The sequence below is a fragment of the Gluconobacter albidus genome, assembly GCF_002005485.1.
Taxonomy (GTDB): Bacteria; Pseudomonadota; Alphaproteobacteria; order Acetobacterales; family Acetobacteraceae; genus Gluconobacter; species Gluconobacter albidus.
The window spans coordinates 958,699-978,849 of sequence record NZ_CP014689.1; the positions used below are offsets into that span (position 1 = coordinate 958,699).

At 60.0% G+C, this 20,151-nt stretch carries 20 protein-coding genes; 12 read left to right on the top strand and 8 right to left on the bottom strand.

The features are described from left to right. Position 1: 1 nt before the first annotated feature. The 4 genes from A0U94_RS04275 to bioB form a co-directional block, all read right to left on the bottom strand. Positions 2-292 carry a hypothetical protein gene (locus tag A0U94_RS04275; RefSeq protein WP_077802545.1) on the bottom strand — a complete coding sequence of 97 codons (291 nt, stop codon included), beginning with the start codon at positions 290-292 and terminating at the stop codon, positions 2-4. A 148-nt stretch (positions 293-440) separates the two neighbouring features. Further along, positions 441-2,006 carry a carbohydrate porin gene (locus tag A0U94_RS04280; RefSeq protein ID WP_231878151.1) on the bottom strand — a complete coding sequence of 522 codons (1,566 nt, stop codon included), beginning with the start codon at positions 2,004-2,006 and terminating at the stop codon, positions 441-443. 258 nt (positions 2,007-2,264) lie between these two features. After that, positions 2,265-3,566, bottom strand: coding sequence for an Hsp70 family protein (locus A0U94_RS04285; RefSeq protein WP_077802546.1), 1,302 nt, complete (start codon positions 3,564-3,566; stop codon positions 2,265-2,267). Positions 3,567-3,690: 124 nt separating this feature from the next. Then, complete coding sequence (gene bioB, locus A0U94_RS04290) at positions 3,691-4,731, bottom strand: biotin synthase BioB (protein ID WP_062110351.1); 1,041 nt, start codon at positions 4,729-4,731, stop codon at positions 3,691-3,693. 103 nt (positions 4,732-4,834) lie between these two features. Here bioB and A0U94_RS04295 point away from each other — a divergent pair, with 103 nt between their 5' ends. The 4 genes from A0U94_RS04295 (at position 4,835) to A0U94_RS04310 (ending at position 9,361) form a co-directional block, all read left to right on the top strand. After that, positions 4,835-5,656, top strand: a complete 822-nt coding sequence (locus A0U94_RS04295) for an acyl-ACP desaturase (protein WP_077802547.1) — start codon at positions 4,835-4,837, stop codon at positions 5,654-5,656. Positions 5,657-5,757: 101 nt separating this feature from the next. After that, on the top strand, positions 5,758-6,393 hold the full coding sequence (locus A0U94_RS04300) for a Dabb family protein (RefSeq protein ID WP_062110347.1): 636 nt from the start codon (positions 5,758-5,760) through the stop codon (positions 6,391-6,393). A gap of 71 nt (positions 6,394-6,464) precedes the next feature. Next, the gene (locus A0U94_RS04305; RefSeq protein ID WP_062110345.1) at positions 6,465-8,561 is read left to right on the top strand and encodes a M13 family metallopeptidase; all 2,097 of its coding nucleotides are present in this window, start codon (positions 6,465-6,467) and stop codon (positions 8,559-8,561) included. 74 nt (positions 8,562-8,635) lie between these two features. After that, positions 8,636-9,361 (top strand): glycine betaine ABC transporter substrate-binding protein, encoded by a 726-nt coding sequence (locus tag A0U94_RS04310; protein ID WP_062110344.1) that lies wholly within the window; start codon positions 8,636-8,638, stop codon positions 9,359-9,361. Between the two features lie 43 nt (positions 9,362-9,404). Here the strand turns inward: A0U94_RS04310 and A0U94_RS04315 are convergent, their stop codons facing one another. Then, positions 9,405-10,184, bottom strand: coding sequence for an acetoin reductase (locus tag A0U94_RS04315; RefSeq protein ID WP_062030228.1), 780 nt, complete (start codon positions 10,182-10,184; stop codon positions 9,405-9,407). 254 nt (positions 10,185-10,438) lie between these two features. Between A0U94_RS04315 and A0U94_RS04320 the strand changes: the two genes are divergently transcribed. The 7 genes from A0U94_RS04320 (at position 10,439) to mltG (ending at position 16,828) form a co-directional block, all read left to right on the top strand. Further along, positions 10,439-11,317, top strand: a complete 879-nt coding sequence (locus A0U94_RS04320; RefSeq protein WP_077802548.1) for a class I SAM-dependent methyltransferase — start codon at positions 10,439-10,441, stop codon at positions 11,315-11,317. A 44-nt stretch (positions 11,318-11,361) separates the two neighbouring features. Then, on the top strand, positions 11,362-12,108 hold the full coding sequence (locus A0U94_RS04325; protein WP_077802549.1) for a hypothetical protein: 747 nt from the start codon (positions 11,362-11,364) through the stop codon (positions 12,106-12,108). 72 nt (positions 12,109-12,180) lie between these two features. Beyond that, complete coding sequence (gene fabD / locus A0U94_RS04330) at positions 12,181-13,125, top strand: ACP S-malonyltransferase (protein ID WP_077802550.1); 945 nt, start codon at positions 12,181-12,183, stop codon at positions 13,123-13,125. A gap of 12 nt (positions 13,126-13,137) precedes the next feature. After that, a complete protein-coding gene (gene fabG / locus A0U94_RS04335; protein ID WP_077802551.1) occupies positions 13,138-13,878 on the top strand; it encodes a 3-oxoacyl-[acyl-carrier-protein] reductase in 741 nt (246 codons plus the stop codon). Positions 13,879-14,100: 222 nt separating this feature from the next. Further along, positions 14,101-14,340, top strand: coding sequence for an acyl carrier protein (locus A0U94_RS04340; RefSeq protein ID WP_011253554.1), 240 nt, complete (start codon positions 14,101-14,103; stop codon positions 14,338-14,340). Positions 14,341-14,474: 134 nt separating this feature from the next. Further along, a complete protein-coding gene (gene fabF, locus A0U94_RS04345) occupies positions 14,475-15,761 on the top strand; it encodes a beta-ketoacyl-ACP synthase II (protein ID WP_062030218.1) in 1,287 nt (428 codons plus the stop codon). 17 nt (positions 15,762-15,778) lie between these two features. Next, positions 15,779-16,828, top strand: coding sequence for an endolytic transglycosylase MltG (gene mltG / locus A0U94_RS04350; protein ID WP_077802552.1), 1,050 nt, complete (start codon positions 15,779-15,781; stop codon positions 16,826-16,828). A gap of 36 nt (positions 16,829-16,864) precedes the next feature. Here the strand turns inward: mltG and A0U94_RS04355 are convergent, their stop codons facing one another. From A0U94_RS04355 to A0U94_RS04365, 3 genes are all read right to left on the bottom strand, one after another. Next, entirely contained in the window at positions 16,865-17,743 is an 879-nt protein-coding gene (locus A0U94_RS04355; RefSeq protein WP_062030214.1) for a lipid-binding SYLF domain-containing protein, read from the bottom strand. Between the two features lie 88 nt (positions 17,744-17,831). Beyond that, complete coding sequence (locus A0U94_RS04360; protein WP_077802553.1) at positions 17,832-18,620, bottom strand: inositol monophosphatase family protein; 789 nt, start codon at positions 18,618-18,620, stop codon at positions 17,832-17,834. 9 nt (positions 18,621-18,629) lie between these two features. Further along, complete coding sequence (locus A0U94_RS04365) at positions 18,630-19,169, bottom strand: MmcB family DNA repair protein (protein WP_062030210.1); 540 nt, start codon at positions 19,167-19,169, stop codon at positions 18,630-18,632. An 83-nt stretch (positions 19,170-19,252) separates the two neighbouring features. On the opposite strand from A0U94_RS04365, the gene A0U94_RS04370 reads away from it, so the two are divergent. Continuing rightward, complete coding sequence (locus tag A0U94_RS04370) at positions 19,253-20,143, top strand: glucosamine inositolphosphorylceramide transferase family protein (protein ID WP_077802554.1); 891 nt, start codon at positions 19,253-19,255, stop codon at positions 20,141-20,143. Positions 20,144-20,151: the final 8 nt, after the last annotated feature.

Sequence of the window (20,151 nt, forward strand, 5' to 3'; positions counted from 1 at the left end):
CTCAGAACTGGCCGCGGGTATTGCCGGCCCGCTTGGCGTCGTCTTCGCACATATAGGTTCCGTGGGCCGTGGCGCCGTACCAGAAGCTGCCCTGTACATGATAGACATGGGTCACCGTGTTGACCCAGACCTGAGTGCAGGTCTCGCTGTTTCTGGTGTCTGCAATTTGTGTGACTGGAGCTTTTCCGTCTGAAGGGGCGGTGATGGCAGCGTTTTCGACCTTGGGGGCCTGTGCGAGTGCCGTTCCACCCAGAAACCCGAGAACCAGAAAAGAAGCGAGCAACGTTTTCATTTGGAAAATCCTCTGTCAGCGATCCTTGTCTGCTGTGAGGTTATGTAAATAAATATTTATACTAAAATCACGAACGGGTAATTCCGGCATCCGGAGATAACGTTCCTGTTAAATCACAAGTAACGGATCGGTTATCCGTGATTTATTCTTACAGGTTTCCAAGAACCTTGAGTCCGATCAGTGTTGCATTTGGAATGATGGACGTTTCGCCGGGGCGCATCATGTATTCGAACTCAGGCTGCACCACGAGACCGGGATGGATGGGAATACCGTAATAGGCTTCCAGAATGGCGGAATGGGTCTGCGGTCCGTTGACGAACGCGCCCATGGACATGCCTGCAAGCTGTCTCAGGCGCTGCCCCAGCGTAATGGCGGGGCTCATCTGGTAGTAGGAATACATCACGCCGAAACGGTCGAACGGTCTGCGTGGAATAATGCCCAGAAGCGACGCCCCAACATAGACCTGATCGGAGAATGTCGAGACGCTGGGCGTATTGTGCACATAGCCCGCAAGAACGTATCCGCCCGCCATCTGATGCTGGCCGCCCTTGCGATAAACCATCTGGTCGGCCTCGATATAAAATGTATCCCGGGGTTTGTTGGCATCGTGAAATACGTCATGCGCGAACATTGCCGGAATTGTCCCCAGACGGTCGGCATAGGGGGAGGTGTCGTGTCCGAAGCCAAGTTTGTAATGACCTGGCAGATTATCTTTACCGATAAAGGGCTCCCAGGTCAGCTCGATGGGAAGCATGACGCCTGTGGAGGTTTCACTGCCCCAGGCCCAGCCGCTCGGATTTTCCGTCAACGGGCCGACCTTGTAGACGCCGGTGCGCAACGTCAGGTCGCGGGTGGGTTTGATTCGCAGTGTGCCGCCCCATGTGGCTTTCGGATAGACGCTCCAGCCTTCATCGGCCTTGATTGCAGGCGGCGCGGAACACTGCACCATGAACGTGCAGAGTAGCACCGACGTCGCATAGGTATGCGTCAGCGTGATGCGACCGATATTGATGTTGACGCGATTGTTGAAGAACGACTTCTCAACATAGATATCCGCCAGATGCGCGGCGGCATGGCCCGAAAGGCTGTAGACTTCGCTCAGCAGGATGCGATGCTCCCCGACATGGTCGTAGGAGATCTGACGGCCCGCACGTTCCATCATTACGGCGTGCAGGATCCAGCCATCCAGCCCCAGCAGTCGCCCGAGATCCCAGCGCGTGTTGAAGGTGAGTTCATGGGCGTAGGACATCCCCTTGCTGATGCCGCCCCCGACATTCGCCATCGACTCTCCCTTATAGGAGAATTCAAAGCTGAAACCGCGCTCCGTCAGCCAGTTCCGGTAAGGCGAAAGCTGGGGCACGAGATGGCCGAAAGCTTCGGCCGGAACGTAATAGCCGGCCGTCAGGTCGCTGCGGCGCAAGGCATCGTTGTTGCGGTTGAGGAGTGAGGAAATACTTTCCGTATCGAAGATCGCACCCAGATGATCGGCGGAAGGGGCGGCCGGATGAGACTTTCCGGTGGCTGTGTGCTGTGCTGCGCTGGCCGGATGCGAAACGCCGGCTGAGGTTGACGGCAGCAGGCGTACCATTGGCTGGTGCGGAGCCTGCTGAAGCACTGGCGCCGTGCCCTGTGCATGAACGGTTAGTGGAAGTGTGGTGAATACTGAAAGGATATTGATCTGCAGGAGTATTTTCAAAAAACGCGGGCGAGACATGTCTGCTTTTCTTTCCTGCGATCATGGACTGCATGATGCATGACTGTAAATCTGGTCTGTGAAAGCAGAACGCTCAGGGACTCCCATGGTGCGTTTCTGGTTCTCCAAGGAAAGATAAAATCCGTAATGAAGAAAATTCCCAATCACATAATCCGGAACTTTCTTCACTAAATAAAAAAGTACAATATATTGTACTGATTCCGGGTCTATTTTGTATCGTCCCGGACAGGGGTATCTTTTGACTGTATAGAGGCAGGTTCAGCTCAGGTGGCGCTCACGTTCAATCAGAGCCAGCCCTTCGGCAACGGACACGAACTCCGACCCTCCATCCACGCGTTCCGCACCGAAACGCCGGTCGAACAGGTTGCGGACCGCGGGGACGAAAGAGGTGCCCCCGGTCAGGAAGACCCGGTCGATATCGTCTGGTCCCAGACCGGTCTGGCGCATGGCATCTTCGATGGCGTCGTCCAGACGTTCCAGGTCGGGGGCGATCCAGCTTTCGAAATCGGCACGGGTGATGGTCTCTTCGATTTTCAGATCGCGATGGACGAAGCGCAGGACGGTACTGTCCTGACGCGACAGGTCGCTTTTGGCCTGGCCAACCGCACGATAAAGATTCTGGCCTTCCTGATCCTCGATCAGTCGCAACAGGCTCCGCAGCTTTTCCGGCTCGGAGGATGTCTTGGCGACGTCTGCGATGTCGCGCAGCGTCTGAGGCGTGCGCATCAGGGACAGGCGATGCCAGCGGCCAAGGCTTGCGAACCATTCGGCCGGGACGGGCAGGGGCTGTCCGCCCATGACGCGATAGGTCGCATCCCGGCCCAGTGCCGGGGCAACGGCATGACTGATGATGCGGTAGTCGAACTGGTCGCCTGCGATACCAACGCCCGAATGGCCCAGTGTCGTGACGCGCTGACGGGCCTGCGGGTCAAAGCGCATGATCGAGAAATCGCTGGTGCCGCCACCGAAATCGCCAACAAGAACGGTCGCCGGGCGGTCGAGGCGTTGCATGAAGCGCCAGCCCGCGCCCTCGGGTTCGAGCACGATATTCGGTTCGGGGAAACCTGCTTCCAGAAAGCTCTCGCGCAGACGGGCAACGCCGAGCGAATCATCGGCCAGTTCGCCCGCAAACCGCACCGGGCGGCCGATCGTGGCACTCACATCGGATGGGTTCAGCCCGGCCTTGTCCATCAGCGACGTGAGGAAACGGGCGATCAGGGCTTCGAGCGTCATGACACTGCTGAAAACCCGCGTTTCGCGAAAGGATCCCTGCGCAAGGTAGGTTTTCATGGACATGATGAGACGGCTCTCGGCCGGATCGTCGAGATAAGCCTCGATGGCGTCCAGCCCGATCGCGTCTTTCATGACGCGGCGTCGTCCGTCCTGATCCATCCACAGACAAAGCAGGGTGCGGCAGGTTTCGCTGGTGGCGTGGTCCGTAAAGACGAAGCGGGCAGGGTGGGTATTGCCGTTTTCATCCGCAATCACGACCACGCTGTTGGTGGTGCCGAAATCAATGCCGACGCGGATTTTGGTCTGGTTGTGTCCGGGCGTCGTCATTGGTTCTGCTTTCTTCCAGTTTGGGCAAAGGGCGTGGGTTTAGGGAAGAAGCCGTCAAAGACCAAGCATAAAAAAAGGGGAAGCACCCTTTCAGGTCCTTCCCCTTCTTGTGCAGCGGCTGAGATCAGGACGCGGCCATCTCGCAGACGGCTTCTTCCGTCACGGCCGGACGCATCGTGCCCATCTCGGCTTCGGACTGCACCATGGGTGACATTCCGAGCGCGGAGAGGAGTTGGCGGTCGCGGTGTTCAGCCGGGTTCGGCGTGGTCAGGAGCTTCTCGCCACAGAAGATCGAGTTCGCACCCGCGAGGAAGCACAGCGCATGGGCTTCGTCGGTCATGTTTTCGCGCCCTGCGGCAAGGCGGACATGACTTTCCGGCATCATGATACGCGCCGTGGCAATGATGCGGACGAAGGTGATGGGATCGACGGCTTCGGCCTCGCCCAGCGGGGTGCCTTCAACGCGGACAAGCAGGTTGATGGGCACGCTCTCGGGGTGCTTGGGCAGGTTGGCGAGCGTCATCAGCAGACCGGCACGGTCGGACAGGTCTTCACCCATGCCCACGATTCCGCCGCAGCAGACATTGATGCCTGCGTCGCGCACGTTCGAAAGCGTGTCGAGACGCTGCTGGTAGGTGCGGGTGGAAATGATGGAGCCGTAAAACTCTTCGGACGTGTCGAGATTGTGGTTGTAATAATCCAGCCCCGCCGTCTTCAGGCGCTCCGTCTGCTGCGCATCGAGCATGCCGAGCGTCACGCAGGTCTCCAGCCCCAGCGACTTCACGCCTTCGATCATCTCGCAGACGGTGTCGAGGTCATGATCCTTCGGCGTGCGCCAGGCGGCTCCCATGCAGAATCGGCCCGCACCGGCTTTCTTGGCAGCGCGTGCTTCCTTCAGAACGGATTCCACGGCCATCAGGCGCTCGGCCTTGACACTTTTTTCGTGAAGCGCGCTCTGCGGACAATAGGCACAGTCTTCCGGGCAGCCGCCCGTCTTGATCGAAAGAAGCGTGGAAATCTGCACTTTCGTGGGGTCGAAGTAGCGACGGTGCAGGGTCTGCGCACGGTACATCAGCTCCGGGAAAGGCAGGCTGATAAGGGCTTCGACTTCGTCGCGGGTCCAGTCGTGGCGGACGTCTGGGTGGGGCGTATGGGTGGCCGTCACGGATCAATCTCCAAGGGTTGCTGCATCACACCTACCCAAAATTGTCCCACCGTGTCATCTGATCGTCACTATTGGTGAGCCGGAAAACGGACGAGGTTGCAGAATGAAACACTGGCATATTGATCAGATGGACTGGAACTCCTTTGATCCGTCCCGCGTGGACCCCGAGATCATCCCCCTCGTGAAGGCCGCTTCCGTGGTGGAAAAAAACGGTCTCGACTATGCCGAATATCTGCGTCGCGTCTTCGTCGGAGATCCGGATTTCAGCGCGGCTGCCGCGAACTGGGCGGTCGAGGAAGTGCAGCACGGTGATGCTCTTGGCCGCTGGGCCATGCTGGCGGATCCGTCCTGGAACTATGAAAAGGCGTTCGACCGCTATCGCGCGTCGTACAAGATCGACGCCGATGTGGACGCTTCCATCCGCGGCTCCCGCACGGGCGAGCTGATTGCGCGCTGTATGGTCGAAACCGGTACGTCGTCCTTTTATACGGCACTCGCGGACGCGACGGACGAGCCATTGCTCAAGGCCATCTGCAAGCAGATCGCAGCGGACGAGTACCGGCATTTCAAGCTGTTCTACGATCACATGCACCGGTATCTGAAGCGCGAGAAACTAAGCGTCTGGGCGCGGACGCGCATTGCGCTGGGTCGTGTGACGGAGAGCGAGGACGACGAACTGGCCTCGGCCTATCACACGACCAACGAGCCGCCAGGCATGGCTTATGACCATCAGCGCTGCATTGCGGCCTATATGTCCAAGGCGATGGGCTTCTATCAGCCCAAACATATCGACCGCGTGACGGCGATGATTTTCAAGACGATCGGGTTTACGCCGCATTCGCGCTGGCAGAAGCTGGCATCTTCGCTGGTCTACCGGTTGATCCAGTGGCGCCGGAAAGTCTTCAAAAGGCAGGTTCAGGCCTGAGGACTTCCACGCAACATCTGGAAACTGGAAAAAAGAAGACGAAACCGGGCGTCTGTGCCATGAAAGGCACCTGATTCTTTCGCCTGCGTCCGGAGATTTCGATGACCGTTTCCGCCATTTTCTCCCGTCGTGCCGTCTACGGCGCAACCCTGTCCCTCTGTGCCGCCGGGCTGTATCAGTTTCCGACAGCGAAAGCGGATCCCTATTCCCTGCCGATCGCATCGTCCGGTCCGGTCAAAACCGATACGGTGAGCGCCGCCACCCTGTCCGCGCAACAGTTGGCCAAGCAGGTCGGTTACGCGCAGTTCACCGCGCCGGACTGGCATGTCGGGCCCGTCCGGCACATGGTGATGTTCCGCTACACCAAGGATTCCACAACGGCACAGCGTGCCGAAGTGTCGGGACGTTTTCTGCATCTCGCGCAGGACAGCCGTCGTGCGGACGGCAAACCGGTTGTCGCCAGCATCGAAACCGGCTTCCAGAACAGTGGAGAAGGGGCGGATGCCGGCCTTCAGCAGGCATTTCTTGTGACGTTCCGCTCCGAAGGAGACCGTAATTATTACGTCGGCAAACCTGTCGTGACAGACGTGGCGTTCATTGATCCCGCCCATGAGGCCTTCAAGGAATTTGCCGGGCCGTATCTCGAAAAAGTTGTCGTCTTCGATTACCCGGTCGCAGCTGCCGTGACACCGGAAGGCACGGGCGCAAAGATCAAAAAAGCCCGCAAGGCCCACTGAACGCAGCGCGGGCATTTTGTCCTTTTGACGAAATGATACTTTATACCTCATTCTAGGGGCACCACTCTGGAATGAGGTACATTGTGAAACGATTCCTTACGTCGCGACATACTCTGAAACATGGTGCCAGCCTTGTCGCTCTTGCCGCGGGTCTGATGGTCTCCGGCGCACAGGCTGCCGGTTACAACGCGGGCTGGGGTTTTGACGAAGCCGGAATGGACCGTGCCGTTCAGCCGGGAAACAATTTCTTCGAATACGCCAACGGCACTTATCTCAAGAACCTCAAGATCCCCGGAGACATGAGCAGCTACGGCCCGTTCCGTATCCTGTATGAACTCTCCCTGTCGCGTCAGAAGACCATTCTGGACGAGGCCGCGAAGAAGGTTGCCCAGCAGCCCACGGACGACATGGGCAAGATCGGCACCTATTACGCCAGCTTCCTGGACCAGAAGGCTGTGGATCGTCTGGGTGGCAAGCCGCTCGCAGCCGATCTTGAAACGATTCGGAACGTGAATGATGGCAAGTCTCTTGCCGCAGCGTTCGGTGCGTCCCTGAAATCCATGATGTTCTCCACGTTCCAGATCGGTGTGGAGCAGGACCAGAAGGATCCGGAACGCTACATGCTGATGCTCGATCAGGGCATGAGCATCGGTGTGAGCGGCGGCCTGGGTCTTCCGGACACGAGCTACTACACAAATCCCAAGCTGGCGGACAAGAAGAAGGCCTATCAGGCCTATGTCGCCAAGATGCTGACGCTTGAGGGCTGGCCGGATGCTGCGAAGAACGCGCAGGCAGTGGTCGATCTCGAAACGGCTCTGGCCAAGGTTGAAGTGCCGCGCGACCAGACCCGTGATCCGCTCAAGATCTACAACCCGATGCCGGTGTCCGAGCTTCAGAAGCTTGCGCCTGATTTCGACTGGGTCACGTTCCTGACCAGCGCCGGATTGCCCGCAGAGGGCCTGGAAAATCGCAAGATCGACGTGCGCGAGCCCGCCGGTATCAAGGCGATGACGGCAGTTCTCAAGGCTGCGGACCCTGCGACGCTGCGCGCGTGGCTGGCGTTCCATCTCGGGGACAATGCGGCCGGTTATCTGTCCAGCACGTTCTATGATGCGTCCTTCGACTTCAACAGCCATACGCTGTCGGGCGTGGCGCAGCAGTCTCCGCGCTGGAAGCGGGCCGTGCGCGTGACGAACGGTGCACTGGGCTGGGCACTGGGCCGCGAATATGTCGCGCGCTACTTCCCGCCTTCCGCACAGGCGCAGATCACGGATCTGGTGCAGAAAGTGAAGGCGTCCTTCCATGATCGTCTCGAACACAACAGCTGGATGGACGAGCCGACCCGCAAGGCCGCTCTGAACAAGCTCGACCATTTCGCCATTCAGGTCGGTTATCCGAAGAAGTGGTGGGATTACAGCAAGCTCGACATCCGCAAGGGCGACGTCTACGGCAATGCCGTGCGCGGTGCGGCGTTCAGCTGGCAGCACGATCTGGACAAGCTCGACAAGCCGGTGGACCGCGACGAATGGGGTATGACGCCGCAGACGGTGAACGCCTACAACGATCCGACCATGAACGAGATCGTGTTCCCGGCTGCCATTCTCCAGCCGCCGTTCTTCGACCCGAAGGGTGATCCCGCCGTCAATTATGGCGGTATCGGTGGCGTGATCGGCCACGAAATGAGCCACGGCTTCGACGATCAGGGACGTCATTATGACGAACATGGCCGTCTGAGCGACTGGTGGAGCAAGGCTTCGACGGAAGCGTTCCAGAAGCTGGCCGACCGTCTGGCTGCGCAGTACGATGCGCAGGAAGTCCTGCCGGGCCTGTATGTGAACGGCAAGATGACCATGGGCGAGAATATCGCGGATTCCGGCGGGCTGAATCTTGGTCTTCAGGCCTATCATGACTCGCTGCACGGTCAACCCGCGCCGGTCGTGCATGGTCTGACGGGTGACCAGCGCGTCTTCTTCGGCTGGGCTCAGGTCTGGCGTGAAAAGGACCGTCCTGATGCGCTGCGTCAGCAGGTGCTTTCGAACGAACATGCCCCGGCCGTTACCCGCGTCAACATTCCGGCTCACAACATTGATGCCTGGTATGATGCGTTCGATGTAAAACCCGGCCAGAAGCTCTATCTGGCACCCGATCAGCGCGTAAAGATCTGGTAAGGTCGTGACAAACTGGAACGTGGGGCCTAATCACGGTCTCACGTTTCAATTTTCTGCCTGACGGACCCATTCTCATGACACAAATGACGATCGGCCATCTGTACACCTCGTTGCATGCGGGATGTGCCAGCGCGGTCGCGCGCGTGCTTGAGGCCTATGAGGTCGAGGTCGAGTACGTCGATCTGGACCCCGATGACGTCGAAGAGGCCCTGGAGCAGGGGGAAGTCGATCTTCTCGTCTCCGCCTGGTTCCCACGGGATGAAAACCTTGCCGGGCCGGGTCGCCGGGTTCTGGGTGATCTGTATCAGCCTGTCGTCAGCTTTGCAGCCCTGACGTCTCTGGGCGCCGTCGGGACCCTGACTGCAACAGATGTGGACCGGATCATCGTAACCGATGACAGCCGTCAGGCTCTGGAAGAGGCGCTCAAGCAGCTTCCGGCGCTTTCGGTCCTGTCCATTGAAACCATCGGTGAGGGCGCTCTGATCGAGCGGCTTGAAAAAGCCCGCGACGCCGGGGAGAAACCGCTGGTGGTCGCAACGCAGCCGCATGCGGTGTTCCATACCGATCTGCTGACCGTGCTCGAAGACCCGTCGCGTCTGCTGGGGGGCGAGATGTCTGCCCGCATGATTTTGCGTGAAGATGTAGCACGTCAGGCAGACAGCGATCTGCTGGATGAACTTTCGGAAATGATGCTGGGCAACAAGGTCATGAGCGCCCTGGATTATGTCATTTCCGTTGACGGGCAGGATCCTGAAGGCGCGGCTGAAGCCTGGCAGCGCGGCCGTCTGATCGGGCGCTGATACATCAGGGGGCGCGGGAAACCGGCCCCCTTTTTTTCTGGCCTCAGCGGAAGACGAGGCCACCATCGATCAGGACGGACTGACCGGTCATGTAATCGGCGTCGCTGCTGGAGAGATAGGCGACGAAACCCGCGACATCATCGGCGGTCTCCACCCGTCCGAGAGCGATTCCCTCGACATATTTCTTGTAGGTCGCGCCGACTTCCGTGCCGGTAATCTCGGCCATGCGCTGGTCGATCGTGACCCACATATCGGTTCCGACAATGCCCGGGCAGTAGGAATTGACCGTAATCCCCGAAGAAGCCAGTTCCTTGGCAGCGGACTGCGTCAGGGCGCGGACGGCGAACTTTGTTGCCGAATAGGCGCCCAGAAGCGGGTAGCCTTCATGTCCGGCAATCGAACAGGCATTGATGATTTTGCCCTTCGTGCCCTTTTCCTTGAAAATTTTCGCAGCGGCCTGAATGCCCCACAACACGCCCTGCACGTTGATGCTGAAGATCTTTTCGATCTCCGCAGGCTCGATCTCCAGAACCGGTTTGACCTGACAGATTCCGGCGTTGTTGACCATAATGTCCAGCCCGCCCAGCGTCTCCGCGGCTTCGCGCAGGGTTGTGGCGAACTGGTCGCGGTTGCTGATATCGGCCGTAAGCGCGACTGCACGACGTCCAAGCGCTTCAACTTCCTTGGCGGTCTGGGCGAGAATGTCCTGTTTGACGTCCAGCAGAATGACGTCCGCGCCATCCTTGGCCAGACGAAGTGCAATGGCCTTGCCGATACCTTGGGCGGCACCCGTGACGGCAGCTACTTTTCCAGAAAGGGACATTGAAAAAAGATCCTTCGATTGTCCGTCATCCGCATGTGAATGCCATGACGGCGCAAACCATCCGTTCTTTATTTTTGCGATTCCACAAAAAACCGCCTGTTTTCCAAAAGTTACACGGAATTGTGTCAGACGGGGCCGACGCAGACTGGAGATGGAGCAGGGGTGCGATTTTCCTGAACCGGCTCTGGTCATGTATTTCCGGGACTGTAAGAATGCGTTAAATAAACGTTACGACACGGCTTCGGCGGGAATTAATGAGCCATTCTGAAAGCATTAGCGCCGTCTTCGAGACATTCGGCGGCATCAGCGACGAGGAATGGCTTCAGGTTCTGGTGTCGTCCGTCCGTATTCCTGAAATTCACGGTGTGAGGATGCCAACCTTTCCGCCGGATGATCTTCAGCGGGAAATCCATGGACATCATGGGGAAATTTCCGTCCATGAGGCGCACGTCTTCTTCCGGGAAATCAAGGCGTACTGCGCCTATGCCGGGCGTCCGGTCCGTCCCGAGACGCGGCTGCTGGATTTTGGGTGTGGCTGGGGGCGCATTGCCCGGCTGTTCATGAAGGATATCCGGCCTTCCAACCTGTATGGCGCGGAAACCACGGACCGTTTTCTCATGGCCGCGCGGCGCAGCAATCCCGCGCTGAATTTTCTGGGCTGCGATCTCGTGCCGCCCATGCTTCTGACGTCGGAAAGCTTTGACCTGATTACGTCATGGTCGGTGTTTTCGCATCTCGACGAGTTCCTTGCGGGGCACTGGATCAGGGAGTTTCACCGTCTGCTCAGACCAGACGGGATTCTTGTCATGACAACGCAGAGCCGCCGTTTCATCGCCTTCTGCGCCGAACAGAGGCTTAAACGCGCCTCCGGCATCCGCCTGGAGCATCCCTGGCATGAGGCCTGTGCCGACAGTTTCACGGATGAAGCGCGTGCGAATGCGGAATTCGAGGCCGGGCGCTTCCTTCACGCGGCGTCCTCGAAACCGCCTCAGCCCCAGTCGCATTATGGCGAGGCAATCATTCCGCGAAATTACATCATCAAGGCATGGGGCGGACTGTTCCGCCTGATCGAATACATGGACAATCCCGTCCGGTTGCCACAGGTCCTGATTGTGATGCAGAAGATCGGATAGTCATCGTTTGTCATGAAGATCTGACAGAGCGGGAGGGAAGGGGCTTGAAAAAAACTGGCATCAGCATGGGATTGCTCGCAGTTCTTCTGGCCGCACCTTTTCCCAGCGTTTCTGCCGAACCGGAAGAAACTGTCACCGTTACCGGCCAGCACGCCATGCGTGTCGGGAGCTACAAGGGTATTTACCGAGTCTATGACCGGTTTGACCGCCTGCCGGAGAAGGCGGGGAAAAATCTGTCTCTGCACTTTCTGGGGGATATTTTGCCCGACCATGCCGTGCCGTCCGAAGCGCGGGTCGTGCTGCATGCCAAAGAGGGCGATATTCCGCTTTTCACTGGTCAGGACCGGGAGATGCACTTCCCGCGTTCAGAGGCCCTTCTGGCGGAAAATCCTCCGGTTCTGCTGACCTTGCCGTCCAACCGGAAGGTCCAGCTTGAGCTGGCGATCGAGGTCGATCCTCTCCCGGCGCCGTCTTTTACGAAAGAAGAGGCTGCGGGGTGGCTTGGCCAGATCAATGCCGCAATCCGCGATTTTTTTGGCGTGATTCTCGCCTTTCTGGCGCCTGATGCGCACCGGTTGAAGGTTGATGTCGCCCCCGGAGCGCGTTTTGAAGCCGTGGAAAACGGAACGCCGAGGCTTCTGGTCGATAATCAGGGTGTCGTGCCCTATACATTCATTCTCCGCCCGCAGGATTATCAGGACGGAACCGTGTTTCGCTCCGACAGGCCGTTTTCCATGATCCGCGTGAAGATTCCGACTGATGAATTTTTCACGCTCAAGCGTAAAAACTGATGCGGGATTTGACAGATGGATCGTGAGGACGCATCACGCGGAACCTTAAATTCACTGCCAGCAGGGGGATCCATGTCGGTTCACGCGTTCGTCTTTCCGGGACAGGGGAGCCAGTCCGTCGGGATGGGACAGGCCCTTCACGAGGCTTTTGCATCCTCGCGCGCCGTTTTTCAGGAAGTGGATGAGGCGCTTGGCGATCATCTGTCGCGCCTGATGTTCGCTGGTGATGCGGATGAACTGACACGGACCGAAAACGCCCAGCCCGCTCTCTTCGCGGTCTCGCTGGCTGCCGTGCGTGCTCTGGAAAGCGAAGGCGGCTTCAAACTGGCGGACAAGGCGGCTCTGCTGGCTGGGCATTCGCTGGGTGAGTATTCCGCGCTGGCCGCTGCTGGCACGCTTGGGATTGCGGAAGGTGCGCGTCTGCTGCGTCTGCGTGGGCAGGCCATGCAGCGCGCCGTTCCGGCCGGGGAGGGCGGTATGGCGGCTCTTCTGGGTGTGGATGCGTCTCAGGCCCGTGCGATCTGCGATGAAGCCTCCCAAGGCGAGACGCTGGAAATCGCCAACGACAATGGCGGTGGGCAGATCGTTGTGTCCGGCGTGATGAGCGCAATCGACCGCGCCATTACCGTGGCCAAGGAGCATGGCATCAAGCGCGCCGTGAAGCTGCCGGTGTCCGCACCTTTCCATTCGTCGCTGATGGCGCCTGCCGCACGCGAGATGGAAGATGCACTGGCGACCGCGACACTGAACGCACCGTCCGTTCCCGTCATTGCCAATGTCACGGCAGCCAAGGTGACCGATCCGGCAACCATTCGCGAACTTCTTGTGAAGCAGGTGACGGGCACCGTGCGCTGGCGCGAGAGCGTGCAGGCGATGGTGGCAATGGGTGTCACGAACATGCACGAGCTTGGTGCGGGCAAGGTCCTGTGCGGTCTGGCACGTCGTATTGCTCCCGAGTTGGCCACAAGCAATGCCGGAACGCCTGCCGAAATCGAAGCCCTGCTCAAGACCCTTTAAGGACAACCGATCATGTTCTCTCTTACCGGCAAGACGGCCCTCGTAACGGGCGCATCAGGCGGCATTGGTACCGCGATCGCCCGCCAGCTTCACGCGCAGGGCGCGACGGTCGTGCTCAGCGGCACGCGCGAAGCGGCCCTTCAGGAACTGGCCGACAGCCTGGGCGAGCGCGCCCATATCGCCGTCGCCAACCTGTCCGATCCCGCCGAGGCCGACGGTCTCGTGGCCAAGGCCGAAGCCGCTGCGGGCGCTCCGCTGGACATTCTGGTCAACAATGCCGGTCTGACGCGCGATACGCTGGCCATCCGCATGAAGGACAGCGACTGGTCGCAGGTTCTGACCGTCGATCTGGAAAGCCCGTTCCGTCTGGCCCGCGCTGCGCTCAAGGGCATGCTGCGCCGTCGTGCGGGGCGGATCATCTCGATCGCCTCCGTGGTGGGAACGACGGGTAATGCCGGTCAGGCCAACTACGCCGCCGCCAAGGCTGGTATCGTGGGCATGAGCAAATCTCTGGCGCAGGAAGCCGGTCCGCGTGGTGTGACGGTTAATGTCGTGGCACCCGGTTTCATCGAAACGCCGATGACGGATGTGCTGCCGGAAGCGGTCCGCGAAAAGCTGGTTGGCTCCATTCCGCTCGGTCGGATGGGGAATACTGGTGACGTGGCGTCCGCAGTGGTATATCTGGCTTCCGAAGAGGCAGCATGGGTCACGGGTACGACCCTGCATGTCAATGGTGGCATGGCGATGGTGTGAATGCTTGGCCTTTTTGGTTAAAGCATGCTAATCGCGCGCTGCTTTGCCCGGCCTGCTGAAGGCTGATGTCCGGTTCTTCCGGTGGCAACGCCTCCCCTTCAACGGGGGCGGCCCTGCTCTGGAGGAACCACTGGGCTTCCGGACTGGCAGGCGGCAGTACGAGTTTTGATGTAACGCACCGGACGGGCAACAGGGTCCCGGATGGGCATAAGGAACGAACAGATGAGCGACATTGCTGACAAGGTAAAGAAGATCGTTGTCGAGCACCTCGGTGTGGACGAAAGCAAGGTAACGCCGGACGCGTCGTTCATCGACGATCTGGGCGCAGACAGCCTCGACACGGTCGAGCTGGTCATGGCTTTCGAAGAAGCCTTCTCCGTCGAGATCCCGGAAGATGCAGCCGAGAAGATCGCAACCGTCAAGGATGCCATCGACTACATCGAAAAGCAGAAAGCAGCCTGAGGCCAGTCCTCAAGCTGACCGGGGCCGGTTTTCCGGTCCCGGATTCCCACCCCGTTCAGGGGTGGAAGACCAGCCGGGTCCTGTCATGAGGCCCGGCTGCAAGACCCGGACATAACGTGAGACAAGAGGCATCGATGAGCGGGACTGCAACTAACGGGCGGCGTGTCGTCGTAACCGGTATCGGTGTTGTCAGCCCACTGGCTGTGGGCGCGGAACTGACCTGGAAGCGGCTGATCGAAGGACAGTCCGGCATTGGCCGGATCACGCATTTCGATCCCTCCGAACTTCCTGCCCAGGTCGCCGGACAGGTTCCGGATGGCCCGACGGCGGAGGGTGGTCTCACGTTGTCCGACTGGGTGCCGGTCAAGGACCAGAAGAAGATGGATCGCTTCATCCATCTGGGCCTTGCCGCAGCCATTCAGGCTGTCGAGGATTCAGGCTGGAAGCCTGAGGACGAAGACGATCGCTGCGCCACGGGCGTGATGATCGGCTCGGGGATCGGCGGTCTTCAGACAATTTATGACGGCTCCCTGACGGTTTCGAGCGGCAAGGCCCGCCGTCTGTCGCCGTTCTTTATTCCCTCGGCCCTGATCAATCTGATTTCCGGTCATCTTTCGATCCGTTACGGCTTCAAGGGACCGAACCATGCGGTCGTGACGGCCTGCGCGACGGGCGTTCACGCCATCGGCGACGCCTCGCGTCTCATCCAGTATGGTGATGCGGATGTCATGATTGCCGGCGGTGCGGAAGCTGCGATCTGCTCGCTCGGCATTGCCGGGTTCTGCTCGGCACGTGCGCTGTCCACCGCTTCGAACGATGATCCGACCAAGGCCTCGCGGCCCTGGGACAAGGACCGCGACGGCTTCATCATGGGTGAGGGTGCCGGTGTAGTCGTGCTTGAGGAACTTGAGCATGCCAAACGCCGTGGCGCGAAGATCTATGGTGAAATCGGCGGCTACGGCATGTCCGGTGATGCCCATCACATCACGGCTCCGGCTGAAGGCCATGAAGGTGCGTTCCGTGCCATGAAGGCCGCGCTGCGCAACAGCGGTGGCCTGACCACGGCCGATATTGACTACGTCAACGCCCACGGTACCTCCACGATGGCGGATGACCTTGAGCTGGATGCGGTCGAGCGCTTCTTTGGCGAAGACGCCAAGCGTCTGGTCATGTCCTCCACGAAGTCGGCCATTGGCCATCTTCTGGGGGCGGCCGGTGCGGTTGAGGCGATTTTCTGCCTTCAGGCCATCCGTGACGGCGTCGTGCCGCCCACGTTGAACCTGGACAACCCCGCGCGTGAAAGCGTGATCGACCGTGTGGCGCATGTCGCCCAGCAGCGCAGGATCGACGTCGCCCTGTCCAACAGCTTCGGCTTTGGCGGGACGAATGCGAGCATCATCCTCAAGCGCTTCAAGGACTGAGGAAGGGTTCGTTTCCCATGTCTGAAGGTCAGTCTGACGGCGAGGAACCGCGGAAGCTCGTTCTTCCTCCAAAGGCTGGCCGCAAGCTGGCGCTCTTCGGAGCGCCGCTGCTTCTCGTGGCCGGACTGGTCGCGGGATATGGTCATTACACCGATCCCGGTCCGCTACAGGACCAAAAGACTTTCGTTATCCCGCACGGCAACAATGCCCGTGTGACAAAAGCCCTTCAGGATGATGGGATTCTTTCCCCGACCTGGGCCTCCGGTACTTTTTTCCGGATTGCCGCTTTCCTGACACATCGCAACGGCCAGATTCATGCGGCGGAACTCCAGTTTCCCTCTCGCGTCTCGGTCGCGCATGTTCTTGAGATCCTGCGTCACGGCAAGCCTGTTTCCCACCAGGTAACAGTGCCTGAGGGACTGACGGCGCTTAAAATTACAGCTATTCTGGACAAGGCCCCGGCCCTGAGTGGTGATCTGCCGGCATTGGCGGAAGGGACGGTTTTTCCGCAAACTGTCTCCTATGTCTGGGGCATGTCGCGTCAGGCCTTGGCCGAAAAATTGCAGAAAATGATGGCGACCAGGCTGGCCGTAGCGTGGGACGGGCGCAATGTCGAGGCTCTGGACGGACTGATCCAGTCTCCGCAGGAGTTGCTGGTTCTGGCATCCCTGATCGAGCGTGAGACGGCAGTACCGTCCGAGCGGCCCATGGTGGCGCGTGTGTTCCTGAACCGTCTGAAGCTGGGAATGCGGCTGCAGACGGACCCCAGCGTGATCTACGGGCTCAGCAACGGTGTGGGAACGCTTGATGCGCCTCTGACGCATGAGGACCTGCAAACGCCGGGGCCGTATAATACCTATCTTCAGGCCGGATTGCCCCCTGGACCCATCTGCTCACCCGGGCAGAGTTCTCTGGATGCGGCGGCGCACCCGGCTGATGGCAAAATGCTGTATTTCGTGGCGACAGGATCGGGCGGGCATAATTTCGCCGAGACCCTTGCCGATCAGGATAAAAATATCCGCGCCTATCGCGCACATCTGACTGCGACACCGCAGAACCCGGACTGAAGTCCCGCCCTCCATACAAGAGGACGGGACGGCGTATCAGTGCTTCAGCGGGGCAAGGCTCTGGCTCTGGACACCTGCGGCCTGCGCCGAATAGGGGCGGGAGGCATCATAGGTCGTGGGATAGGGGCTGTTGCCCACAACGTCCTGCGCGGCCGTGTTACGGGCTGTAGTGGCTGCCTGCGTCACACGGGACGAGACCGTGGAAGCTGCCGGAGTCTGGGCGACCGACATCAGGGCGCGGCGTAGCGGGTCGGCAGACGGGTTGTTGACGCGCATCGTCACGACGATGTCCTCGGGACCGACCGTCTGGTTGTAATAGGCGCGGTTTGCACCGCTATCGACGGTCAGTTTCGAGCCACCCAGAGCCGCACCGGCGTAGAGCCCCTCGTTTTTCTGGGCAGCGTAAATGTCGGTGTTGTGCGCGCCGGCCGTACTGTTTTCCAGACCCGTGCCAATGCTGGCGAAGGAGGCGGAGGCGGAGGCATCAAACTTGAACTGGCTGTCCAGAATGGCCTGAATGCCGCGCTGGGACATGATGAACAGGATGGTTTCAGCGCTCTGGACGCCGACCTGTAATCCCAGCGACGCCGTGCTCAGGCGATAGAAAGCCGGATCGGACCAGGACCCGCGGGCATCGCGGCTGAGCAGCAGGCAGCGACCGCCGGAGCCGCCGATCCCGAATGACATGTTCAGCACGGACGGGCAGACCATGACGGCCTTCGCTTCCGCGAGGAGTTTCTGCGAGCGCGACTGGGGGGTGGTCCCCGCGAAGAGATCCTGAACAGCCAGTGTCGCGCGATCAACGATAAGCTGCTGCTGGCTGGCAGTGGTCTGGGGTGCGTCGGAGCAGGCCGACAGGGCAATGCAGCCCGAAGCGACGAGCGTGGTGGTACGCAGGAGACCGGACAGGGTCATGGAAGATACCTTCTGCAGTCATCGAAAAGATGTTTCCCGCACTATGCGCCAAATACGGCCAAATCACGAGTGCGGGGGGAGGGAGATGTCAGATTTCCACGTCAACGGCGGCTGAAAGAGCGTGTGCCACGCCGGGTGCGGCTGCAAGGATTGTCGCCCCGCCCGTCAGGCCGCCAGTCTGGAGGAAGGGCGAGACGGCCGCGCCGGACTCCGCGAGAATAGCCAGTGCGGCGGCCACATCCCAGAGCTGGATGACAATTTCCAGATAGCCGTCGGAGCGACCGCATGCCACATCCGCCAGAGCCAGCGCGCCGGACCCGCCAGAGCGCGGCATGGCACCCAGCGCCATGATGGCTGCGATCTTTTCGTTGAAAGTTTCGGCAGGAACGCGGGAGGACCAGCCCATTTCGATCATGGCCTCCTGCGTGTTGGTGATGGGAGACGCCTTGATGGACTTGCCGTTCAGGAACGCGCCCTTGCCTTTGCTGGCCGTGAAGACTTCACCCAGCGCCGGGGCTTCAATCACACCCGCAACAGGTTCGTCGCCTTCCAGAAGGCCGAGGGAGACACACCAGCGGTCCCGGCCACGGGCGTAGTTCGATGTGCCGTCGATCGGGTCCACGACCCAGCGGAAGCGGCCCTGGCGGGTGGCGCCGTTTTCTTCGCCCTGAAAACCGTCTTCGGGGAAAAGCTCCTGAATGCGGCGGCTGACGAGGGCTTCGACGGCGCCGTCCGCTTCGGTCAGATAGTCCTGCCGTCCCTTGAGAGTTCCGCTCGGGCCACCGGGGGCCGGGCGCAGGGAGAGGGCCAGCTGAGCTGCGTCGCGGACGACGCTGCGGGCGGCTTCTAGGCGGACGGCAATCGGATCAAAGGTCATGGAACAGTCCTATTCAGCGCGTCGTGCGGCGCGGAGGGATGAGGTGATGGCGGGGTCTTCAAGGCTCATGAGACGGCTGGCGGCTGTTGTCGCGAACAGATGCAGCAGCGTCCGCCTCCGGGCAGGAGCGAGTCTGTGGAGCGCGGGTTCGCGGATGATCGTGCATTCTGCCAGAACGCCGTCGCGCAGGGCAGGGGGGACGGCGCTGACGCTGACGACGATCAGACCCACGTCCGGGGGGATAAGCGCCACGGGAAAAGCATCATCCACAGCGAAAAACAGACGGTCGGACCAGTCGCGGTATTCGGGCCATTTCTGATCGGTCTGAAAATCACGCAGGCCGGACTTGATCTCGATGCAGGTCAGGGAGTGGTCGGGCAGAAGCGCCATCACGTCTGCGCGACGGCCTGCGGCGGGAAGGGAAAATTCATTGATGGCCGCCCAGTTCATCGTCCGGCACAGGCCGAGAACGGCGCGCCGGATGGCCAGTTGCGTTTCGGGCAGACCGCAGGTGATGTCTGCGGGAATTGCGGAAAGAGCCTCACTCATGGTTCCATCCTGCCCCGATCTGCGCTCTACGTCTGCCCCGGCAGATATTTTTTGAAGCTGTATTTTTGCGGAAGGAGTGCCTCATGCCATTTCTGCGGACGGATCACTGGCGATGCGCCATCGTTCATGCGCCTCTGGCGGAGCTTGTCGAAGCGGCCAGCCTGAACGGTTTTCCCATCACGACCCTGCCGGACATCGGAGACCATCGTTTTCTGGCGGACCCTTTCGGCCTGTGGCGGGATGGAAAGCTGCATGTCTTTGCCGAAGCCTTCGATTATCGGCATCCGAAAGGCACGATCGACGTTCTGATCTATGACGGTACGGGGCGGATGCTGTCGCGCGAGAGCGTTCTGGAAGAGCCCTGGCACCTGTCTTACCCATTCGTGTTCGAGCATGAGGGCGAGGTTTTTATGTTGCCCGAAGCAAGCGCTTCCGGGCGTCTCTCGCTCTATCGTACGAAGTCGTTCCCGCGGGAATGGGAGCGGGTCGAAGCGTTCGATTTCCCCGAAGCTGCGATCGACGCGACCCCTCTTCATTATGCCGGTCGCTGGTGGATGTTCTGGACTCCTGCGGGCAGCAAGGTCGAACGTCAGAGTCTGCTGAACATTTCCGTAGCCGATACGCTGACGGGGCCTTGGAAAAACCTCGGACTTTTCCTGAACGACCGTGCGGGAGCACGTCCGGCGGGGACGCCAGTCGTGGTGGATAGAAAGATCATCCTGCCGACGCAGGACTGTCAGGGCACCTATGGGCGGGGCATTCGGCTGCTGGAAATTGAGGGGCTAGAGCGTGAACTGCCGAAAGTCACGCCCGGGCTTACGGTTTCCATCCCAGCCACCCTGCGCCGACGCTTTCCGGACGGCATGCACACGCTCTCCGCAGCCGGGCAGGTGACGCTGATCGACGTCAAGAAAATCGGACTTGGCCCGAAACGGGATCTTCTGAATATGAAGCACCGGATTTTCGGCGCCTGAAGGATATG